Origin of the sequence: Actinomadura sp. NPDC049753 (genome assembly GCF_040674655.1) — a bacterium.
GTDB classification, from domain to species: Bacteria; Actinomycetota; Actinomycetes; order Streptosporangiales; family Streptosporangiaceae; genus Spirillospora; species Spirillospora verrucosospora.
On the sequence record NZ_JBFARL010000011.1, the window covers coordinates 56426 to 76462 of the forward strand.

General features: G+C 74.3%; 22 protein-coding genes. 8 read left to right on the forward strand and 14 right to left on the reverse strand.

The features are described from left to right. Positions 1-251: 251 nt before the first annotated feature. The 3 genes from AB0K37_RS05225 to AB0K37_RS05235 form a co-directional block, all read right to left on the reverse strand. Positions 252-1715: a sugar porter family MFS transporter gene (locus AB0K37_RS05225; protein WP_363975067.1), complete on the reverse strand. Its 1464-nt coding sequence runs from the start codon at positions 1713-1715 to the stop codon at positions 252-254. 48 nt (positions 1716-1763) lie between these two features. Beyond that, on the reverse strand, positions 1764-2396 hold the full coding sequence (locus tag AB0K37_RS05230; RefSeq protein WP_363975070.1) for a class I SAM-dependent methyltransferase: 633 nt from the start codon (positions 2394-2396) through the stop codon (positions 1764-1766). Between the two features lie 61 nt (positions 2397-2457). Next, entirely contained in the window at positions 2458-2961 is a 504-nt protein-coding gene (locus AB0K37_RS05235; protein WP_363975073.1) for a cysteine dioxygenase family protein, read from the reverse strand. Between the two features lie 297 nt (positions 2962-3258). Between AB0K37_RS05235 and AB0K37_RS05240 the strand changes: the two genes are divergently transcribed. Both AB0K37_RS05240 and AB0K37_RS05245 read left to right on the forward strand, forming a co-directional pair. Continuing rightward, positions 3259-4512: a sensor histidine kinase gene (locus tag AB0K37_RS05240; RefSeq protein ID WP_363975076.1), complete on the forward strand. Its 1254-nt coding sequence runs from the start codon at positions 3259-3261 to the stop codon at positions 4510-4512. A gap of 39 nt (positions 4513-4551) precedes the next feature. Beyond that, positions 4552-5226 carry a response regulator transcription factor gene (locus AB0K37_RS05245; protein WP_363975079.1) on the forward strand — a complete coding sequence of 225 codons (675 nt, stop codon included), beginning with the start codon at positions 4552-4554 and terminating at the stop codon, positions 5224-5226. A 13-nt stretch (positions 5227-5239) separates the two neighbouring features. Here AB0K37_RS05245 and AB0K37_RS05250 read toward each other — a convergent pair whose 3' ends face one another. Both AB0K37_RS05250 and AB0K37_RS05255 read right to left on the reverse strand, forming a co-directional pair. Then, on the reverse strand, positions 5240-6196 hold the full coding sequence (locus AB0K37_RS05250) for an NADPH:quinone oxidoreductase family protein (protein ID WP_363975082.1): 957 nt from the start codon (positions 6194-6196) through the stop codon (positions 5240-5242). Positions 6197-6222: 26 nt separating this feature from the next. After that, positions 6223-6969 carry an SDR family NAD(P)-dependent oxidoreductase gene (locus tag AB0K37_RS05255; RefSeq protein ID WP_363975085.1) on the reverse strand — a complete coding sequence of 249 codons (747 nt, stop codon included), beginning with the start codon at positions 6967-6969 and terminating at the stop codon, positions 6223-6225. Positions 6970-7014: 45 nt separating this feature from the next. Here AB0K37_RS05255 and AB0K37_RS05260 point away from each other — a divergent pair, with 45 nt between their 5' ends. Further along, positions 7015-8238 carry an acyl-CoA dehydrogenase family protein gene (locus tag AB0K37_RS05260; protein ID WP_363975087.1) on the forward strand — a complete coding sequence of 408 codons (1224 nt, stop codon included), beginning with the start codon at positions 7015-7017 and terminating at the stop codon, positions 8236-8238. After that, a complete protein-coding gene (locus AB0K37_RS05265; RefSeq protein WP_363975093.1) occupies positions 8235-8903 on the forward strand; it encodes a helix-turn-helix domain-containing protein in 669 nt (222 codons plus the stop codon). Before AB0K37_RS05260 ends, AB0K37_RS05265 begins: the two co-directional genes overlap by 4 nt. Before the next feature lie 31 nt (positions 8904-8934). Here AB0K37_RS05265 and AB0K37_RS05270 read toward each other — a convergent pair whose 3' ends face one another. Next, entirely contained in the window at positions 8935-9954 is a 1020-nt protein-coding gene (locus AB0K37_RS05270) for an ROK family transcriptional regulator (protein ID WP_363975096.1), read from the reverse strand. Positions 9955-10030: 76 nt separating this feature from the next. Between AB0K37_RS05270 and AB0K37_RS05275 the strand changes: the two genes are divergently transcribed. Further along, positions 10031-11218: an MFS transporter gene (locus AB0K37_RS05275; protein WP_363975099.1), complete on the forward strand. Its 1188-nt coding sequence runs from the start codon at positions 10031-10033 to the stop codon at positions 11216-11218. Positions 11219-11297: 79 nt separating this feature from the next. Here the strand turns inward: AB0K37_RS05275 and AB0K37_RS05280 are convergent, their stop codons facing one another. The 8 genes from AB0K37_RS05280 to AB0K37_RS05315 form a co-directional block, all read right to left on the reverse strand. After that, complete coding sequence (locus tag AB0K37_RS05280) at positions 11298-11501, reverse strand: cold-shock protein (protein WP_067639228.1); 204 nt, start codon at positions 11499-11501, stop codon at positions 11298-11300. A 193-nt stretch (positions 11502-11694) separates the two neighbouring features. Then, complete coding sequence (gene kynU / locus AB0K37_RS05285) at positions 11695-12945, reverse strand: kynureninase (protein WP_363975102.1); 1251 nt, start codon at positions 12943-12945, stop codon at positions 11695-11697. Next, a complete protein-coding gene (locus AB0K37_RS05290) occupies positions 12942-13988 on the reverse strand; it encodes an amidohydrolase family protein (protein ID WP_363975105.1) in 1047 nt (348 codons plus the stop codon). Before AB0K37_RS05290 ends, kynU begins: the two co-directional genes overlap by 4 nt. Next, a complete protein-coding gene (locus tag AB0K37_RS05295) occupies positions 13981-14553 on the reverse strand; it encodes a 3-hydroxyanthranilate 3,4-dioxygenase (RefSeq protein WP_363975107.1) in 573 nt (190 codons plus the stop codon). Before AB0K37_RS05295 ends, AB0K37_RS05290 begins: the two co-directional genes overlap by 8 nt. Further along, a complete protein-coding gene (locus AB0K37_RS05300; protein ID WP_179848452.1) occupies positions 14550-14993 on the reverse strand; it encodes a RidA family protein in 444 nt (147 codons plus the stop codon). Before AB0K37_RS05300 ends, AB0K37_RS05295 begins: the two co-directional genes overlap by 4 nt. After that, on the reverse strand, positions 14993-15736 hold the full coding sequence (locus AB0K37_RS05305) for a fumarylacetoacetate hydrolase family protein (RefSeq protein WP_363975110.1): 744 nt from the start codon (positions 15734-15736) through the stop codon (positions 14993-14995). The genes AB0K37_RS05300 and AB0K37_RS05305 overlap by 1 nt, the downstream gene beginning before the upstream one ends. Continuing rightward, the gene (locus tag AB0K37_RS05310; protein ID WP_363975113.1) at positions 15736-16521 is read right to left on the reverse strand and encodes a fumarylacetoacetate hydrolase family protein; all 786 of its coding nucleotides are present in this window, start codon (positions 16519-16521) and stop codon (positions 15736-15738) included. The genes AB0K37_RS05305 and AB0K37_RS05310 overlap by 1 nt, the downstream gene beginning before the upstream one ends. Before the next feature lie 11 nt (positions 16522-16532). Then, a complete protein-coding gene (locus AB0K37_RS05315; RefSeq protein ID WP_363975116.1) occupies positions 16533-17969 on the reverse strand; it encodes a 2-hydroxymuconic semialdehyde dehydrogenase in 1437 nt (478 codons plus the stop codon). Positions 17970-18180: 211 nt separating this feature from the next. On the opposite strand from AB0K37_RS05315, the gene AB0K37_RS05320 reads away from it, so the two are divergent. From AB0K37_RS05320 to AB0K37_RS05330, 3 genes are all read left to right on the forward strand, one after another. Further along, a complete protein-coding gene (locus AB0K37_RS05320; RefSeq protein ID WP_345179112.1) occupies positions 18181-18468 on the forward strand; it encodes a hypothetical protein in 288 nt (95 codons plus the stop codon). A gap of 91 nt (positions 18469-18559) precedes the next feature. Continuing rightward, complete coding sequence (locus AB0K37_RS05325) at positions 18560-18880, forward strand: hypothetical protein (protein WP_363975119.1); 321 nt, start codon at positions 18560-18562, stop codon at positions 18878-18880. A gap of 3 nt (positions 18881-18883) precedes the next feature. Continuing rightward, complete coding sequence (locus tag AB0K37_RS05330) at positions 18884-19909, forward strand: MvdC/MvdD family ATP grasp protein (protein WP_363975122.1); 1026 nt, start codon at positions 18884-18886, stop codon at positions 19907-19909. Positions 19910-20037 lie beyond the last annotated feature (128 nt).

Below are 20037 nucleotides of genomic sequence, written 5' to 3' on the forward strand. Positions count from 1 at the left end.
CGGGGTTCGATGCTATCGACTCGGGGTGTCCCCCGGACGCGTCCGGTTCCATCGGCCGCTCCTCTCGGTCGGCGGAGGGCCCGCGGCGTCCCCGGACGGCGGAAGGGCCCCGGGGATCGCTCCCGGGGCCCTTCCGCGTGCAATGTCAGGACATGCCGCCGTCGCGCCGGGAGAAACCCGGCGTCGTCGTCTCTGCGGACACGTACGGCATGGATCCACTGTAACCGATGGGCGGGCGCGCGGCCCGGCCTTTACGCGCGGGCCCGCGGGGCGACGAGGTCGTCCATGTCCTCCAGTTCGCGTCCCTTGGTCTCGGGGACGGCGCGCAGCACGAACAGGAACGCCAGGATCGAGAACAGGGTGTAGAGGCCGTAGGCGAGGCCCAGGGAGAAGCCGGAGATGCCGGGGAACGTCGTGGTGACCACCCAGTTGGCCAGCCACTGCGAGGCGGCGGCGACGGCCAGGGCGGACGCCCGGATGAAGTTGTTGAACATCTCGCCGAGCATCACCCACACGACCGGCCCCCACGTCGCCGCGAAGGAGGCGACGAACACGTTGGCCGCGACGAGCGCGACGGGACCGGCGACGCCGCGGAGGTCGGGCGCGCCGTCCACCACGGGGGCGGTCGCGAAGCAGAGCGTGAGGGTGCCGAGGGAGACCGCCATGCCGGCGGCTCCGGCCAGCAGCAGCGGGCGCCGCCCGATCCGGTCGACGAGCGCGATCGCGACCAGCGTGAACGCGACGTTGACGACCGAGTTGATCACCGACGTGAGCATCGCGTCGTTCTCGGAGAACCCGACGGCCTGCCACAGCGAGGAGGAGTAGTAGAAGATCACGTTGATGCCGACGAACTGCTGGAACACCGACAGCAGGATCCCGGCCCACACGATCGGCATCAGGCCGAGCCGGCCGCCGCGCAGGTCGCCGAGCCGGACGGGCCGGTCCGCGGCGATGGAGCGCACGATCTCGGTGATCTTCACGTCCACGTCGCCGCGGCCCATCACGCGCCGCAGCACCTGCCGCGCGCGGGCCGTCTCGTGCTTCTTGACCAGGTAGCGGGGCGACTCGGGGATCGTGGTGGCGATCACGCCGTACATCACGGCCGGGACGATGGCGCTGGCGAACATCCACCGCCACGCGCCGCCGCCCCAGGGGAACGTTCCGGTGGCGCCGCCGTCGGACACCCGCGCGATGACGTAGTCGACCACGAGGGCGGCGAAGATGCCGAGCACGATCGCCATCTGCTGCAGCGAGCCGAGCCGGCCGCGCAGCTCGGCCGGGGCGATCTCCGCGATGTAGGCGGGCGCGATCACCGACGCGGCGCCGATGGCGAGGCCGCCGACCAGCCGCCAGGCGGTGAGGTCCACCGCGCTGAAGGCCAGCGCGGAGCCGAGCGAGCTGACCACGAACAGCCCGGCGGCGATGAGCATCACCCGGACCCGGCCGATCCGGTCGCTCAGCGGTCCCGCGAACCAGGCCCCGGCGGCGCAGCCGAGCAGCGCGGCGGAGACCACGAAGCCGACCGCGAAGCCGCCGAGGCCGAACTCCTGCTTGAGCGCGTCGACCGTCCCGTTGATCACCGAGGAGTCGTAGCCGAACAGGAACCCGCCGAGGGCGGCCGCTCCCGCCAGCAGCGCCGCCACCGCCGCGGAGTGCGACGTCCCGTCCTCGCGGTGCTCGTCCGCCTGCCTCGGTCCGCTGCCCGCTGCCGTCATGGAGCCCGATCTTCCCCGGGAGCCGGACCTTATGCGGGCGGCGTCCGGTCAGTCGCGCACGGCGATTCCGAGCACGTGCGGCGAGGCCGGGTTGGCCCGGCTCGGCTCGGGGAACTCGAACCGCCGCTCGGCGCGCACGGTGAAGCCGCTGCCGGCGATCCACTCGTCCGTCGGGCGGGTGACGTGGCAGCCCGCGGCGAAGAACGGCCACAGCAGGTCGGCGTAGCGCTGGAACCGCACCTTGCCGGGGGTGCCGGCCCGCACGTGCTCGTAGTAGCGCAGCTCGCCGCCTGGCTTGAGGACGCGCCGCAGCTCGGCCAGCGCCCGGACGGGGTCCCGGACCGAGCACAGCACGAGCGACGCCACCGCCACGTCGAACGACGCGTCGTCGAGGTCGAGGTCCTCGGCGAGCCCGGGGCGCACCGTGATCGGGACCGGCGCGCGGCCGGCCGCGTGGGCGGCCTTCGCGCGCAGCCGCGGCTCGGGCTCGACGGCGACGACCTCGGTGACCTCGGGCGGGTAGTGCGGGAAGTTGGCCCCGTAGCCGGCGCCCACCTCCACGACGCGGCCGGACGCCCCGGCCAGCAGCTCCGCGCGGCACGCGTCGCCCCCCGCCTTGGCGCAGCCGGCGTCCAGCCGCGGATAGAGGCGGGCGAAGATCGGATGGCTCAGGTCGGTCATTCCCGCAGTCTCCGCCGCCCCGGCGATCACCGCAAGATCGGCCGCCCCGGGCTTCCCCGCCTCACCAGTCGGCGGCGGACTCGTCGGCGAGCCGGACCAGGCCGCCGTCCGAGTCGACGTCGTACCGGCGCATCGCGCTGAGCGGCGGCGAGTAGACGTGGACGCTGACGGCGGGCGCGTCCGAGGTGTTGCGCACGTCGTGGACGTAGCCCGGCCCGAAGGAGTGGGCCTGCCCGGCTCCGACACCGCGGGCGGTCCCGATCCGCCGCGCGGCGTTGACGCGCTGCTCCTCCAGGGTCCCGAGGGCGACCGCGAACGCGCCCGCGGAGTCGCCGTGGTCGTGGAAGCCGGTCGACTGGCCGGGCAGCCAGCTGATCAGCCATATCTCGTGGTCGGCGTCCTGGTGGACGCGCTCGTACCAGCGCCCTCTCGGGTCGAGCCGGACCCGGAGCAGCCACTCCCCCGGGTCGGCGGCGAGCCCGCGCGCCCGCTCGGCGAGGCGCCGGGGCGTGAAGGGGGCGCCTTCGGGCGCGGGCAGGATCAGGCCGGTCGTGGTGACGGTCATGCGGTCGCTCTCCTAGCGGTGTGCTGCCATTCCTCGTCGCGCTGGGCGGGACGGGCGGCGACACAGCGCGCTGGCCTGGCGGCGCAGGTCGACGTGCAGGCGCTCGTGGCGGAGTCCGGTGATCGGCACGGGCACCAGCGTGGCCCAGATTCCATATAAAGTCAATCGGAAATAGCTGTTTACTGGCCCTCCGCGCCGCCGCGGGCGCTGCCCAGGCCTGATACCCAGGGGTTGGATCGGATCTCCCTCCACCGGGGCAGGCCGCCGGGGAGCCGGGCGTTCTAGGCTCGCAGCCAAATGAACGATCCAGACCGCCCCGCGACCGCGGGCCGCACCCGGCTGGCCGCCGGCGTCCGCGCCGCCCTCGTGCCCGGCCACGACGAACCGGCCGTCACGCTGCTGCCCGCGCACCCCGCGCTGCGCATCCCGATCCTGCTCGTCCTGACGCTGCTGGCCGTCGGCTTCACCGCCGGGGACATCGCCATCTCCATCACGCAGTACCGGGTCAACGCCCAGCTGGCCTGGCCCCTCGGCGCGCTGCAGGCGATGCCCCTGCTGTTCGCGGCCCGCTGGCCCCTGGCCGCCTGGCGGGTCGCGGCGGCCGGGCTGCTGCTGACGGTCTTCGTCCGGCACGGCGAGGGCTTCATGCCGTGGCCGGTGACCGCGATCCTCGCCCTCATCATCATCCTGTTCTTCGTCGGCGTCGGCGCCGCCCGGCAGACCACCGTCGGCGTCGGCGCGGTCACCATCGCCGGCGTGCTGGCGCCCGCGGTGCTGTTCGGGATGCCCGGCTGGTTCGGCATGATCCTCGCCGGCATGGCGGCGGTCACGCTGACCTTCGGCGACGCGGTCGGCGGGCGGCACTCGGCCATGGAGGAGCTGCGGCGGCGCGAGGAGCAGCACCGGCGCGACCTCGCCCGGCAGGCGGTGCTGGAGGAGCGGGCCCGCATCGCCCGCGAGCTGCACGACGTCGTCGCCCACCACATGTCGGTGATCGCGATGCAGGCGGAGGCCGCCCCCTACAAGATCCCCGAGCTGCCGGACGCGGCACGGCAGACGTTCGAGGTCGTCCGGGACGCGGCCCGCGAGGCGCTCACCGAGACGCGCCGGGTCGTCGGGCTCCTGCGCGCCGACGACGAGGGCGCCGAGCGCGCCCCGCAGCCCGGCCTGGAACGGCTCGACGACCTGATCGGCGCGGCCCGACGCTCCGGACTGTCGGTCGCGAGCGCCGTCGTCGGGATGCCGCGCCCCCTGCACGCCGGGGTCGACCTGTCCGCGTACCGGATCGTTCAGGAGTCGCTGAGCAACGCCTCCCGGTACGCGCCGGGCTCCCGGGTGCACGTCGAGGTGCGGTACGGCGCCGACACCCTGACCGTGTCGGTCACCGACGACGGCGCCCGCAGCACGCCGGAGGAGTCGCACGGCGGCGGCCACGGGCTGGTCGGCATGCGCGAGCGCGCCACGATGCTCGGCGGCAGCCTCGACGCCGGGCCGCGCCGGGACGCCGGCTGGTCGGTCGTCGCCGAGCTCCCCTATGGCGATCCGGACTAGCCCGGGCGGACCGGATCACCCGCGCCGTAGGGTTGTGCCGTGACGATTCGGGTGCTGATCGCCGACGACCAGGTGATGATCCGCGACGGGCTCGCGGCGCTGCTGTCCTCCGATCCGGGGATCGAGGTGATCGGGCAGGCGGGCAACGGCCGCGAGGCCGTGGAGATGGCCCGCCGGCTGGACCCGGACGTGGTCGTCATGGACATCCGGATGCCCGAGATGGACGGCCTGGCCGCCACCGCCGAGCTGGCCGACTCCCCCGACCCGGACGCGGATCCGGCCGACGCGCGGCCCAAGGTGCTGATGCTGACCACCTTCGACCTCGACGAGTACGTCTACGAGGCGCTCGGCGCGGGGGCCAGCGGCTTCCTGCTGAAGGACGCCTCGGCGGCGGACCTGGTGAACGGCGTGCGGGTGGTGGCGGCGGGCGACGCGCTGCTCGCCCCGTCCATCACCCGCCGGCTGATCGGCGACTTCGCGCGCCGGCGCCGCCACCAGCGGCCGAGCCCTAAGGCGACCGCGGGCCTGACGCCGCGCGAGCTGGACGTGCTGCGGCTCATGGCGCGCGGCCTGTCCAACGCCGAGATCGCCGCCGAGCTGGTGCTGGCCGAGCAGACGGTGAAGACGCACGTCGGGCACGTGCTGACCAAGCTCGGGCTGCGCGACCGCACCCAGGCCGTCGTCTACGCCTACGAGAACGGGCTCGTCGGCTAGCCGCGGGCGCGGCTCAGCGCGACGGGTCCAGGACGAGCTTGCCGGTGGTGCGGCGGGCGCGCAGGTCCTCGTGGGCCTGCCGGACCTCGGTCAGCCCGTACTCGCCCCCGGCGACGACGCGGATCACGCCGGCCGCGGCGAGGGCGAACAGCTCGTCCAGCGCCTGGCGCATCACGTTGCCGGGGAGCTGGAAGACGTGCGCCAGCCACATCCCGGAGATCGTGGTGGAGTGCGACATGAGCGTGGCCGGCCGGACGGGCGAGGGCTCCGTGCGCGACGCCATGCCGTAGAAGGCGAGGCGGCCGAACGGGGCCAGGGCCCGCAGGCTCTGGTCGGTCACCGTCCCGCCGGTCATCTCCAGGACGGTGTCGACGCGCCTGCCCTCGTTGGCGTCGATCAGCGCCCGGGTGAGGTCGGGCACGCCCGCGTCGATCGCGACGTCGGCCCCGAGGTCGAGGGCGAGCTGCCGCTTGCGCTCCGACGAGGCGGTCGCGATGACCCGCCCGGCGCCCCACGCCTTGGCGAGCTGCACGGCGATCGTCCCGACCCCGCCCGCGGCGGCGTGCACGACGACGGACTCGCCGGGCTCCAGATGGACGCTGCGGCGCAGCAGCACCCACGCCGACGCCCCCTGGACGATCATGCCGAGGGCGGTGACGTCGTCGATCCCGTCCGGGACGTCCCAGGCCAGCGCCTCGGGCGCGACGGCCTTCTCCGCGTAGCCGCCGCTGCCGACGAGCGCGACGACGCGGCGGCCGTCGGGCGTGGTGCCCACGACCTCGCCGCCCGGCACCATCGGCAGCGTGGACTCCGAGAGATAGCTGTTCTCGGCCTGGTGGGTGTCGGCGTAGTTGACGCCGGCCCGCGAGACGTCGATGAGCAGGTGCCCCGGCCCGGCGGCCGGCTCGGGAAGCTCGGCGACGGTCAGGACCTCGGGACCGCCGAACTCGGTGATCTGTATCGCGCGCATGACTCTCCTCAGAAGCTCTCGGATGCTCAGCGGGGGCCGGGGACGCCGCGGAAGCGGAACGGCTCGGACGGGCGGCCCGGCACCACGTACCAGGCCTCGCCGGCGCCGTCGGCGTCCAGGATCCGCATGAACGCCTCGACCACGTCCCCCACCTCCAGGATCGGGAAGCCGGTCTTCTGGAGGTGCCCCTTCATCGGGGTCAGGATGTCGGTGTCGGCGAAGGACGGGCACAGCGCGTTCACGCGGACGCCCTCCTCGGCGAACGCGGGGCCGAGGGCGCGGACCAGTCCGACCACGGCCGCCTTGTTCGCGCCGTAGACCGGGTCGAACGGCGTCGCCGTGAGCGCGGCCATGCTCGCGGTGGCCACGATGTCGCCGCCGCCCCGGGCGCGCAGCGCGGGCAGCGCGGCGTGCGCGCCGAACACGACGCCGTCGAGGTTGATCCCCATGGCCCGCCGGTACGCCGCGAGGTCGAAGTCGTCGCCGACGCCCCCGCCGCCCGCCACCCCGGCGTTGAGGAACGCCACGTCCAGGCCCCCGAAGCGGTCGACGGCGGTCGCGACGGCGGCCTCGCTGTCGGCGGGGTCGCGCACGTCGCAGCGGACGAACGCGCCGTCCAGCTCCTTCGCGAGCGCGTCCCCGGCCTCCACGTCGACGTCGGCGAGCACGACGCGCGCGCCCTCGCGGGCGAGGCGGCGCGCCACCGCGGCCCCGATGCCGTTGGACCCGCCCGTGATCAGTGCGACCTTGCCGGTGCCGTCGAAGGGCGCCATGGGGACTCCTCCCGAAGTAACTGACTCGTCAGTTACTCTAGCGGAATGGACTTCGGTTTGAGCGAGCGGGCCCGGGACCACCTCGGCCGCCTCCAGGACTTCATGGACTCCCACGTCTACCCGGCCGAGCCGGTCTACGCGGCCCAGCGGGCGGAGCTGCGCGCGGCGGGCCGCGAGCACCACGTCCCCCAGGTCGTCGAGGACCTCAAGGCCGAAGCGCGCGGGCGCGGCCTCTGGAACCTGTTCCTTCCCGACTGCGAGGATCCCGCACACGGCCTCTCGGTCACCGACTACGCCTCGCTCGCCGAGGTGACGGGCCGCTCCCCCAGCCTGGCGCCGGAGGCCATCAACTGCGCGGCCCCCGACACCGGCAACATGGAGGTCCTGCACCTGTTCGGCACGCCCGAGCAGAAGGAGCGCTGGCTCGCACCGCTGCTGAAGGGCGAGATCCGCAGCGCGTTCGCGATGACCGAGCCGGACGTGGCGAGCTCGGACGCCACCAACATCTCCACCCGCATCGAGCGCGACGGCGACCACTACGTCATCAACGGCCGCAAGTGGTGGATCAGCGGCTCCGCCGACCCGCGCTGCAAGGTCATGATCGTGATGGGCAAGACGGACCCCGAGGGCCACCCCTACCGGCAGCAGTCGATGGTGCTCGTGCCGCTCGACGCCCCCGGGGTGGAGGTCGTCCGGCCGCTGCCCGTGTTCGGCTACCAGGACCAGCACGGCCACTGCGAGATCACCTTCACCGACGTCCGCGTCCCGGTGGAGAACCTGGTCGGCGAGGAGGGCGGCGGCTTCGCCATCGCGCAGGCCCGGCTCGGCCCCGGCCGCATCCACCACTGCATGCGCGCGATCGGGATGGCCGAGCGGGCGCTGGAGCTGATGTGCGAGCGCGCGGTGTCGCGCGTCGCCTTCGGCGGGCCGCTGGCCAGGCAGGGCGTGGTGCGCCAGCAGATCGCCGAGTCGCGGATGGCGATCGAGCAGGCCCGGCTGCTCACCCTCAAGACCGCCTGGCTGATCGACAAGCACGGCGTGCAGGCCGCCCGCTCCGAGGTCGCCGCGATCAAGGTGATCGCCCCGCGCGTCGCGCTGGACGTGGTGGACCGGGCGATCCAGGTGCACGGCGGCGCCGGCGTCAGCGACGACACCCCGCTCGCCGCGATGTGGGCCGGGCTGCGCACGCTGCGCCTCGCGGACGGCCCGGACGAGGTCCACGTGCGGAGTGTGGCCCGCGCCGAGCTCGGACGGTACATCGGCACATGACGGACGGCACGGGGGAAACGGCGACACCGGGCGCGCGGCGGCGCATGCCGCACGCCCGGCGGCGCGAGCAGCTGCTCCAGGCGGCATTGGCGGAGTTCGGCCGGCGCGGCTACCACCTGACCCAGATGGAGCACGTGGCGTCGGGGGCGCAGGTGTCCAAGGCGCTGCTGTACCAGCACTTCACCTCCAAGGAGGAGCTGTTCGCCGAGGTCACCGAGGCGATCGTGGCCGAGATCACCGGCCGGCTGAACCGGGCCGTGCTCGCCGCGCACGGTTCGGCGGACGGCATCCGGGCGATGATCCGGGTGCTGTTCGACTACGCCACCGAGGAGCCGGACGCGTGGGCCCTCGTGGTCCGGCACCTCGACAAGCCCGAGGTGGGCCTGGAGCTGCGCGAGCTGCGGGACCGGCTCGGCACCGCGTTCGCCGACCTGCTGCTGCGCCGCCGCCGCGCCGACCCGGCGCTGTCGCCGGCGGCGCTCGCGGTGAACGAGCGGCGGGCGCGGCTGCTCGTCCCGCTGATGTACGGGTCGATGCTGTCGATGGTGTCGTGGTGGCTGGAGCATCCCGACACGCCGCGCGAGCGCGCCGAGCAGATGGCCGTGGAGTTCATCTGGCTCGGTCTGGACCGGCTCCGGGCGGGCGAGCGCCTGCCGAAGGAGTGAGCGGCCCGGGGCCCGGCGGCGTCCGGCCGGTCTAGCCGAAGACGTCGTCGCGGACCAGGTCGAGGGCGGTCAGCACCGCGCCGCGCAGCACGGCGTCGCCCTCGACACGGCTCGGCCGCACCTCGGTGGCGGCCGGGCTGAGGAGGCCCAGGTGCGCGGCGACCAGGCCCGCGAGCCGGTCGCCGCCCGCGCGGCCGAGCGCCCCGCCGAGCACGACGAGCCCGGGGTCCAGGACGGCGACGAGCACGAACACCGCCTCGGCGATGCGCCCGGCGATCGCCTCGTCGCCCAGGCCCGCGACGGCCTTCTCGTCGAGCAGGGCGCAGAAGTCGGTGCCGCCGACCTTCAGCAGGCCCACCTCGCCCGCGCCGCCTGACGCGCCGCGCCGCAGCCGTCCGTCGAGGAAGAGCGCCCCGCCGACGCCGTCGTCCAGCCAGAGCAGCGCGAAGTCGTCGCGGCCGGCCGCCGCGCCCTCCCGGTGCTCGGCGATGGCGCCGAGGTTGACCTCGTTCTCCACCAGCACCGGTGCTCCCAGCCGGTCGCGCAGGGCCGCGCCGAGGTCGGGACGGCCGCCGGGGACGCCGCTGTCGGTGGCGCGCCCGGTGCGCGGGTCGATCAGCCCGGGGGTTCCCAGCACGACCGTGTGCAGGGCGCGGCCGCCCGCCGCCTCGGTCACCGCGTCGGCGACGAGGGCGCACAGGTCGGGGGACGGGGGCAGCGGCCTCGACGCCGATCCCGCCGGGTTCCCCGCGATGTCGGAGACGCTGACGTGCACGGCGTCGCGGCGCAGGTCGACCCCGGCGACGTGGGCGCGGTCCGCGACCAGCCCGTAGAGGCGGGCGTTCGGGCCGCGCCGGTCGGCGCCGGTCTCCCCCGCCGCCTCGATCAGCCCGCCGGCCCGCAGCCGCTCGATCAGGTCGGACACCGTCGGCCGCGACAGCCCGGTCAGGGTCCGCAGCTGCGGGGCGGTCAGCGGCCCGCGCTCCAGCAGCAGGTCGAGGGCCAGCCGGTCGTTGATCGCGCGGGCCATCGTCGGGTCGGCGGTCTTCACGCCCCCATGCTAGTAGGCAGGGAACCTGCGTGATTCCGCTTTTCATCAGGAAGGCTGCCTGTTAGTTTCTGGAATCATGAACTCCCCCCACCGCGCCATCGCGGTCGTGTTCGCCCTGCACGGCGCCGTCGCCGGCACGCTCGCCACCCGCATCCCCTGGATCCAGGACCGGCTCGACCTGTCCCCCACCCTGCTCGGCGCGGCGCTGCTCTGCCCGTCCATGGGCGCGTTCATCGGCATGCCGACCGCGAGCCGCATCGCGCACCGGATCGGCGAGCGCCGCGCCACCCGCCTGCTGATCGCGGCCTGGTGCGCCGCCGGGGCGCTGCCCGCGCTCGCTCCCGCCCCCGCCTTCCTGTTCGCGGCGATGCTGCTGTTCGGGGCCACCGCCGGCATGTCCGACGTGGTGATGAACGCGCACGCGGTGTCGGTGGAGCGGTACCTGGGGCGGCCGGTCATGTCCGGGCTGCACGGCCTGTGGTGCGTCGGGAGCCTCGTCGCGGGCGGCGTCGGGATCCTCGCCGCGCACGCGGGCGTCGACGCCCGGCTGCACCTCGGACTGGTCGCGGCCGTGCTGCTGGCGGTGGGCGCGCCCGCGGGCCGCGGGCTGCTGCACGCCCGGCCCTCCCCCGGCGCCCCCGCGCCGCGCCGCTTCGCGCTGCCGACCCGGGCCGTTCTGGCCATCGGCGTCGTCGGCTTCTGCGCCACGTTCGCCGAGGGCGCCAGCGCCGACTGGACGGCCGTCTACCTGACCGAGGTGGCGGACGCGGGCCCCGGACTGGCGGCCGCCGCGTACACGGTCTTCATGGCGTGCATGGCGGGGACGCGGCTTCTCGGCGACCGGCTGGTGCGGCGGCTCGGCCCGGCCCGGGTCGTCCGGTGCGGAGGCGTGGTGGCCGTCCTCGGCGGCGCGCTCGTGGTGGCGTCCCGCGAGCCCTGGCCGGCCATCGCGGGGTTCGCGCTGCTCGGCGTCGGCGTGGCGACGGTGGTGCCGCTGGTGTTCGCGGCGGCGGGCGCCGCCGGCGCCACCCCGGGCGAGGGCGTCGCGGGCGTCGCGACGATCACCTACCTGTCGGGGCTGACCGCGCCCGCCATCACCGGCTGGACGGCCGGGGCGCTGTCCTACCCGGCCGCGTTCGCGCTCATCACGTGCGTGGTCGCGGTGATGACCGTGACGGCCGGGGCCCTGAACCCGCGCGGCGGCGGTGCGGCCGGGCGGCCCGCGGGCGCGACCTCCGGCCGCGCCGAGAAGGCGGTGCCCTAGGCGGGCGCACGGCCGGTGGACGTGCGAAAGGCCGGGAACGCGCGAGCGCTCCCGGCCTCAGCTGAGATCCGGCAGGACCTTAGAGCGGGTAGACGCCCTCGGCCTGCGGGCCCTTCTGGCCCTGGGTGATCTCGAACCCGACGCGCTGGTTCTCGTCGAGGCTGCGGTAGCCGTTGGTCGTGATCGCCGAGTAGTGGACGAACACGTCGGGGCCGCCGCCGTCGGGCGCGATGAACCCGAAGCCCTTCTCAGCGTTGAACCACTTCACGGTGCCTTCGGCCATGGTCTTTCCCTTCCGGGTAAAACGTCTCCGGCCCGCCGGTCGACGGGGCCGGGCTGCAAGCGGACTCACTCACGCCCGCCGGTCACCCGGAGAAAACGCTTCGAGACTGCTTGGCGCCGGCCGGCCGGGCCGACGCCATCGTGCAACGCAGACGAACTTACCCGATGCCGGGCGAGCCCATGCACCGACACACCTAAAGAAGATCTGCGAGGGCCGCGGCGGCGCGGTGGCAGTCGTGGAACGTGCAGTACAGCGGGACGGGCGCGAGGCGGACGACATCGGGCTCGCGCGCGTCGGCGACGACGCCGTGGGCCTCGGCGAGCCGCCGGACGAGCCCGCCCGCGTCCGCCACCCGCACCGACAGCTGCGCGCCGCGCGCCGACGGGTCGGACGGCGTGACGACCTCGGCGCCGATCCCGGCGAGCCGGTCCGCCAGGTAGCCGGTCAGGCGCCCGCTCTTGGCGCGCAGCGCGTCCATCCCCACCCGGTCGAAGATCTCCAGGGAGGCCAGCACCGGCGCCAGCGCCATGATCGGCGGGTTGGACAGCTGCCAGGCGTCGGCGGAGGCGGGCGGCGCGATGTCGGGGTCCATCCGGAACCGGACGGCGGGGTCGGTGCCCCACCAGCCCGCCAGCTTCGGCACGGAGGCGTCCCGCACGTGCCGCTCGTGGACGAAGCACCCCGCGACGGCGCCGGGTCCGCCGTTGAGGTACTTGTAGGTGCACCAGGCGGCGAAGTCCACGTCCCAGTCGTGCAGCCGCAGGGGGACGTTCCCGGCGGCGTGGGCGAGGTCCCACCCGACGACGGCGCCGGCGGCCCGGCCCGCCTTGGTGATCGCCGCCATGTCCATGAGCTGGCCGGTCAGGTAGTTGACCCCGCCGAGCAGGACGAGAGCGACCGTGCCGCCCTCGCGGTCGAGGAACGCGAGGACGTCCTCGGTGCGCAGCGCGTCCTCGCCGTCGCGGGGCCTGAGCCGCACGACGGTCGCGGCCGGGTCGAGCCCGTGGTGGACGGCCTGGCTCGCCACCGCGTAGGAGTCGGACGGGAACGCCGCGTCCTCGATGACGATGCGGGTGCGCGTCCCGGCGGGCCGGTAGAAGCTCGCCATCATCAGGTGAAGGTTGACCGTCAGCGAGTTCATCGCGACGACCTCGTGCGGAAGCGCGCCCACGAGGCGGGCTGCGGGCCCGCGGAGCAGCTCGTGGTACGCCACCCAGGGGCGGCGGCCCTGCGTGTGCGCCTCGACGGCGAGCCGCGCCCAGTCGTCCAGCTCCTCGCGGAGCAGCCCGGCCGCGCTCCTCGGCTGGAGCCCGAGCGAGTTGCCCGCGAAGTAGGCGGCCTCCGCGTGCGGCCCGCCCGGCGCGGGCGGGACGAGGAACTCCCCGCGCAGCGTGGGCAGGGGATCGGTCTCGTCGAGGCGCCGCGCCTCGTCCTCCAGGGTCACTGCGCCATTCCTTCGGTGGTCACCAGGTCGAGGGCGGGCGCGAAGAACGCCTCCGCGTTGCCCCCGAGCAGCAGGGCGCGCTCGGCGTCGTCCAGTCCGGGGCACGCGCGGATCGTCGCGCCGGGGTCCTTCTCGCCGAGCGGGAACGGGTAGTCGGTGCCGAGCATGACCCGTTCGGGGCCCATCACGTCCACCAGCAGGCGGAGCGCGCGCGGGTCGAACACGGCCGAGTCGACGTGGAACCGGCCGACGTACTCCGACGGGGGGCGCGGCGAGTCGGCGCGCACGATGTCGCGGCGGTGCCAGGCGTTGTCGGCCCGCCCGAGCAGGAACGCGAAGCTGCCGCCGCCATGGCAGAAGCACAGCCGCAGGGACTCGGGGAGCCGCTCGAACGCGCCCGACAGCATCAGACCGAGGATGCTCAGCTGCGTCTCGGCGGGCATGCCCGACAGCCACGGCAGCATGTGGCCGCGCATCCGGTCGGCGCCGAGCATGTCCCACGGGTGCGCGAGGACGGGCAGGCCGAGTTCCGCGCAGTACGCGAGGAACGCCGTGATCCCCTCGTCGTCGAGGTTGCGGTCGCCGACATGGTTGCCGATGTGGACGCCGCGGTGCCCGGCGGCGGCCGCCCGCTCGGCGACCTCGCAGGCGAGCTCGGGATCCTGGAGCGGCACCTGGCACAGCGGCAGGAGCCGGTCGGGGGCGTCCGAGCAGAACGCCAGGATGCGGTCGTTCACGAAGTCGCACCAGTCGGCGGCGCGGGACGGCTCGGCCGCGTACCCGAACATCAGCGGCGTGGACGAGACGGCCTGCCGGTCGACGCCCGCGGCGTCCATGTCGGCCACGCGGCGCGCGGCGTCCCAGAGCGCCTCCCCGACGGGGCGGTACTCCGCGTCGCCGCACATCATCATGCCGGCGCCGCCGCCGTCGACGCGCAGCCACGGCTGGCCCTCGTCGGAGAGGATCCGCCCCTCGTTCCGGCCTATCACCGGGAAGACGTGCGCGTGGACGTCGAAGACCGTCACCGGGGCCCCGTCAGACACGGGGCGCCGTCGTCGGGGTCATGGACCGCGGCCACTGCCGGCCCGGGTGCACCGCGCCGCAGTTCGGGCACTTGCGGTCGCCGCCGTAGAAGCGCTCGAAGGCGGGCGGCAGGTCGTCCACGATCGAGCGGACCTGGAGCTCGGCGCGGTGGACGAGGTGGTGGCACTCGGTGCAGTACCACTCGAACGCCTCCGCGAGGCCCTCGGGGCGCGGGATCTCCACGACCAGGCCGATCGACCCGGGCTCGGGCCGCTGCGGCGAGTGCCGGACGTGCGGGGGAAGCAGGAAGACGTCGCCCTCGTTGATCTGCAGGTCGGTGGGCGGACGGCCCTCCTCCTCCATGACGCGCAGCACCATGTTGCCCTTGAGCTGGTAGAAGAACTCCTCGGTCGGGTCGTCGTGGAAGTCGGTGCGCTGGTTGGGCCCGCCGACCACCATGATGATCAGCCCGGCGTCGTCGAAGACCTGGACGTTGCCGACCGGCGGCTTCAGCAGGTCCCGGTGCTCCTCGATCCAGGCGTCGAAGTTGAACGGCCGTCCGAACGACAGCTGGGGCAGGGTCATGCTCCGCCCTCCTTTCCTGTCCGCGTCGCCTGCGGGATGTGCGCGACGCACGAGATCTCGATGAGCAGGTGCGGGTGCGGGAGCTGGTGGACGGCGACGGTCGTGCGGGCGGGCCCGGTCTCGTCGAAGTACTCGCCGTAGACCTCGTTGTAGCCGCCGAAGTCGTTCATGCTCACCAGGTAGGTGGTGACGCTGACGACGTCGGACAGGCCGCCGCCGGCCGCCTCCAGCAGGTCGCGGATGTTCTCGATGACGGCGCGGGTCTGCTCCCGGACGTCGAGGTCGGTGACGCCCATCGCGTCGGCGCTCGCCCCGGCGAACGTCCCGTCCGGGCGGCGCGAGCTCGTCCCGGACACGAACACCAGGTCGCCGGCCCGCCGCAGGTGCGGGAACCGGCCGCGCGGCGGGGCCTTGCCCTCGACGAGGATCGCGTCGTCCATCAGGTCGTCACCTCCACGGCGCCGAGGCCCGCGCCGACGACCCGGACGTGGGCGTCCTTCGGCAGCGGGACCGCGGCCGTCGCGGCGCCGGCGAGGACGATCCAGCCCGGCTCCAGCGTCATTCCGGCGCCGAGCGCGAGCCGGGCCGCCGCCCGCAGCGACCGCGCCGGGTCCCCGAGGATCGCGGCGGACGAGCCCGTCTGCACCGGCCGGCCGTCGATCTCCAGCAGCAGCCCGGCGTTCGACAGGTCGCGGGGCGCGTGCCAGGCGCCGACGCCGAACCGCGCCGCCGAGGCGTTGTCGGCGATGACGTCCGGGAGCGTGAACGCGAAGTCCTCGTAGCGGGAGTCGAGCACCTCGAACCCGACGGCGACTCCCGCCACGGCGGACTCGACCTCGGCTGCGGAGCGGACCTCCCGGCCGATCAGATAGGCGATCTCGGGCTCGATCCGCGGGTGGATGAGGCGGGACACGTCCACCGAGGACTCGGCCACCATGCCGTCGGTCAGCAGGCCCCAGATGACGTCGTCCACGCCCATCTGGACCATCTTGGCGCGGCTGGTGAACCCCATCTTCACCCCGGCGAGCCGCTCGCCCCGGCGGCGCCGCCGCTCGATCCCGGCGCGCTGCACCGCGTAGGCCGTCGCGACGTCCAGGGGCGTCCGGGCGGTCAGCTTCGGGATCGCCCGGACGTCCCGGGCGGCCTCGTCGAGCGCCGCCGCGAGCGCGTGCACGTCCGCCATCAGGACTCCTCCCTGCCGAAGGCGACGCGGACGTCGCCGAGTCCGTCGATGCGCGCCTCGAACACGTCGCCCGGACCGGCCGGGACCACCGGGCCGAGCGCGCCGGTCAGGACGGTGTCGCCGGCGCGCAGCGGGCGGCCGACGCGGACGAGGGTGTCGGCGAGCCAGAGCGCGGCGTTCAGCGGGTGCCCGAGGCAGGCGGCGCCGTTGCCGGTCGAGACCTGCTCGCCGCGCCGCTCCATCACCATCCCGCACAGGCGCAGGTCGACGTCCGCGAGCGGGACGGGGCGGTTGCCCAGCGCGTACATGCCGGAGGAGGCGTTGTCGGCGACCGTGTCGGCGAGCGTGATGTCCCAGTCGCGGACGCGGCTGCCGACCACCTCGATGGCGGGCAGCGCGAACGCCGTCGCGCGGATCACGTCGGCGGCGGTGTGCCGCTCGTGGGTGAGGTCGCGCTCCAGCACGAGGGCGACCTCCGCCTCGGCGCGCGGCTGCAGCACGGCGCCGGCGGGGATCTCCTCCCCGTCCGGGACGGCCATGTCGGCGAACAGCATCCCGAAGTCGGGGCTGTCCACGCCGATCTGCGCCTGGACGGCGCGCGACGTCAGGCCGATCTTGCGGCCGGCGAGGCGGCGCCCCTCCCCCAGCCAGCGGTCGGTCAGCCGGTCCTGGACGGCGTAGGCGTCGTCCGCCGTGGCGATCAGGTCGCGGACGGGCGCGCACGGCGTGCCGCCGGCGTGGGCGCCGAGGAGCCGCTCGGCGGCGGCCTCGATGTTCGTGGTCACTGGGCTCGCTCTCAGATCTGGACGCAGACGTTGACGGGTTCGGAGAAGAAGTCCAGGGAGTACTCTCCCCCCTCCCTGCCGATCCCGGAGGCCTTCACGCCGCCGAACGGGGTGCGCAGGTCGCGCAGGTTCCAGCAGTTCACCCAGACGATCCCGGTCTCGACGCGCGGCGCGACCCGGTGCGCGCGCGACAGGTCCCGCGTCCACACCGTGGCGGCGAGCCCGTAGGGGCTGTCGTTGGCGAGCGCGAGGGCCTCGTCCTCGGTGTCGAACGGCGCGACGTGGCAGACCGGCCCGAAGATCTCCTCCCGCACCGCCCGGGCGGTCTCGGGGAGCCCGGTGAGGACGGTCGGCTCGACGTGGAAGCCGCCGTCCCGGGCGTCCCCGAACCGCGGGGCGCCGCCGCCGGCGACGACCGTGGCGCCCTCCTCGCGGGCGAGCCGGAGGTACGACAGGACCTTGTCGCGGTGCCCGGCCGAGATCATCGGCCCGTAGCCGTCGAGCGCGCGGGCCCGCTCGCCGAGCCTCGCGACGAACTCCTCGAAGACGGGGCGCTCCACGTAGACGCGCTCGGTGCACAGGCAGATCTGCCCGGAGTGGGTGAAGGAGGAGCGGACCGTCCCGTCCACGGCGGCGTCCAGGTCGGCGTCGGCGAAGACGAGCGCGGGGTTCTTGCCGCCCAGCTCGAACGAGACGGGGGTGACGTGGTCGGCGGCGTTCCGCATGATCGCGGCGCCGGTGGCCGACTCGCCGGTGAACGCGATCGCGTCCACCCCGGGGTGCCCGGTGAGGAACTCCCCGGCCGCGCCGGGGCCGTGCCCGTGCACCAGGTTGAACACTCCGTCGGGGAGGCCCGCCTCGTCGATCACCCGGGCGAGCAGCGTCGCGGTCGAGGGCGTCTCCTCCGAGGGCTTGGCCACCACGGCGTTCCCGCATGCGAGCGCGGGCGCGATCTTCCAGGTCGACAGCAGCAGCGGGAGGTTCCACGGCGAGACGACCGCCACGACCCCGAGCGGCCGCCGCACCGTGTAGTTGAGCGCCTCGCCCGTCCCGGAGCTCCACCCCGGCACGCGCGTGGTGTAGGCGCGCTCCGGGCGCCCGTACAGCAGGTCGGCGTAGGCGCGGAAGTTGCCGACGGCGCGCGGCACGTCGACGGTCTCGGCGAACGCGCGGGGCCTGCCGGTGTCGGCGACCTCCGCGTCCACGAACTCCTCGAACCGCGCCTGGATGCCGTCGGCGACGCGCCGCAGCGCCGCGGCCCGCTCCTCGGCCGCCATCGCGCCCCAGGGGCCCTTCAGCGCGGAACGGGCCGCGGCCACGGCGTCGTCGACGACCTCCCGCGTGGCCTCGGGGACGGCGCCCAGCTCGGTGCCGTCCGCGGGCGCGATGAGGGGGAAGGCCGGGCCGTCCGAACGGAACACCCCGCCGACGTAGTGCTCAGCCTTCATCCGTCCCCTCCCGCGTGGCTCGACCCCCCGATACTCGCCCGCGAAGCTATGCCTGGCAAATACCAAATCCCCCGGCGGCTATGACCGAACGGCTATGCCTGTCCCTCCCCGTCCGCTGGCCGGATACGGACAGGACGGCTCCTTGCCGAGACCGGTGATCCATGTCACTTTGATCTTGTGATCGCCGGTGATCTCCGGGAGGCCCGCTGTCATGACCCGCGGCACCGGCCCGCTGGACCCGCCCCCCTTCCTCCGTCTCGACCCGCCCGAGCTCGACGGCGGTGACCTGGTCGTCCGCGCCAGGCCGACCGAGTCCCGGGCCCGAACCCGCACCAGCCCCCGCGCTCCGCTGGCCTACCTCTACGAACGCCCCGACGAGCACGAACCGGAGCGGACGACGAGACTCGCGGCGGGCCACTACGACCGCACCAGCCTGACCTGGACGTTCTCCGGCGACATCCCGGGGATCATCGGGATCACCGAGCCGACCTCCCCCTAGCGGCCGCCCACGGGCCCCTCTCCGCTCCCCCACGCGCGCTCCCGCGCCGCCCACGCACGCCCGCATGTCCGCCCAGCAGAAAGGCACGCCCATGCCCGGAACCCTGACCAGGCCCGCGCTCCGCACCACCCGCGCCTTCATCTCCCCCGACCACGCCGGATTCGATCCGGCGGCGGTCCCCACCCCGGACGGTGACGAGCGGCCGTTCGGCTACGCCTACTCCACCCCGTGGGGGACGCCCGACGACGGCGCCCCTGCGGCCGACCCGCAGGCGGGCCACTACGACCCCGTGACCCAGACCTGGGTGGGCCCGGACGGCGAGGACGTCACCGCCGGGTACAGCTCGTACACGACGACGGGATCAGGCCAGCCACCGTGGGGGGACAAGATCCTCGACGACGTGTGCGCCTGACGCGTGGGCGGCCAGGCCGAGGTCCTGGTCCTCACGCAGGACTTCGACCCCACGGTCGACCCGGTCGTCCGGAGCCTCACGGCGAAGGGCGCCCGGGTCGTCCGGGTGGACACCAGCTACTTCCCGCGCAGCCTGAGCTTCACCACGTCCGACTTCGACGGGGCCGACCGGGCGGTGATGCGCCACCACGACGGCGAGATCGACCGGGAGGTCGACCTTCGCGCCCTGGCGGGCGTCTGGTACCGGCGGCCCACCGCCTTCGACTTCGGCGAGGAGATGGGAGAGGCCGAACGCGAGTTCGCCCGCCACGAGGCCCTGCACGGCATCGGCGGCATCCTGCGCTCGACCGACTGCCTCTGGATGAACCGCCCCGACCTGGACGCGGTCGCCGACCTCAAGCCGTACCAGCTCAAGCTCGCGAAGGAGGCCGGGCTCCGCGTCCCGCGGACGCTGCTGACCAACGACCCCGACGAGGTCGCCCGGCTGGTGAAGCAGGAGGGCGAGGGCTCGCTCGTCTACAAGTCGCTCAGCGGCGGGGTGGTCCACTACCCCGGCGCGTTCCCCTCCGGCCTCTACACCGCCGTGCTCGGCGAGGAGATCCACGACCACCTCCCCCGGGTGCGGCACACCCTCTGCCAGTTCCAGGAGTACATCGAGAAGGCCTACGAGGTCCGGCTCACGATCATCGGCGACGCCTACTTCCCCGTCGTGATCGACTCGCAGGGCGCGGAGCGGACGCGGATCGACTGGCGCGCCGACACCGAGCTCAGCTACGGCGACTACCGGCCGCTGCCGGAGGACGTCGTGCGGCGCACGCAGGCGCTGATGGACCGGCTCGGGCTCGTCTACGCCGCGGTCGACTTCATCGTCACCCCGGACGGCGAGCACGTCTTCCTGGAGTCCAACCCGAACGGCCAGTTCATGTGGATGCAGAACGACCTCGGCCTGCCGCTCGGCGACCGCATCGCGGACCTGCTGATGCGGGGCGGCCCGTTCCGGCGCGGTGAGGTGGAGCAGGTCGGCTACTGATGGACGATCCGCCGCCCGTCACCGCGGCCGAGTGGACGGAGCCGCCGCAGGCCGGCCAGCGGTGCCACGGGGTCACGCCACCGCGGGGGAAGGAGGGGGGGGGCGGGCACCAGGCGCGGACCACGGGC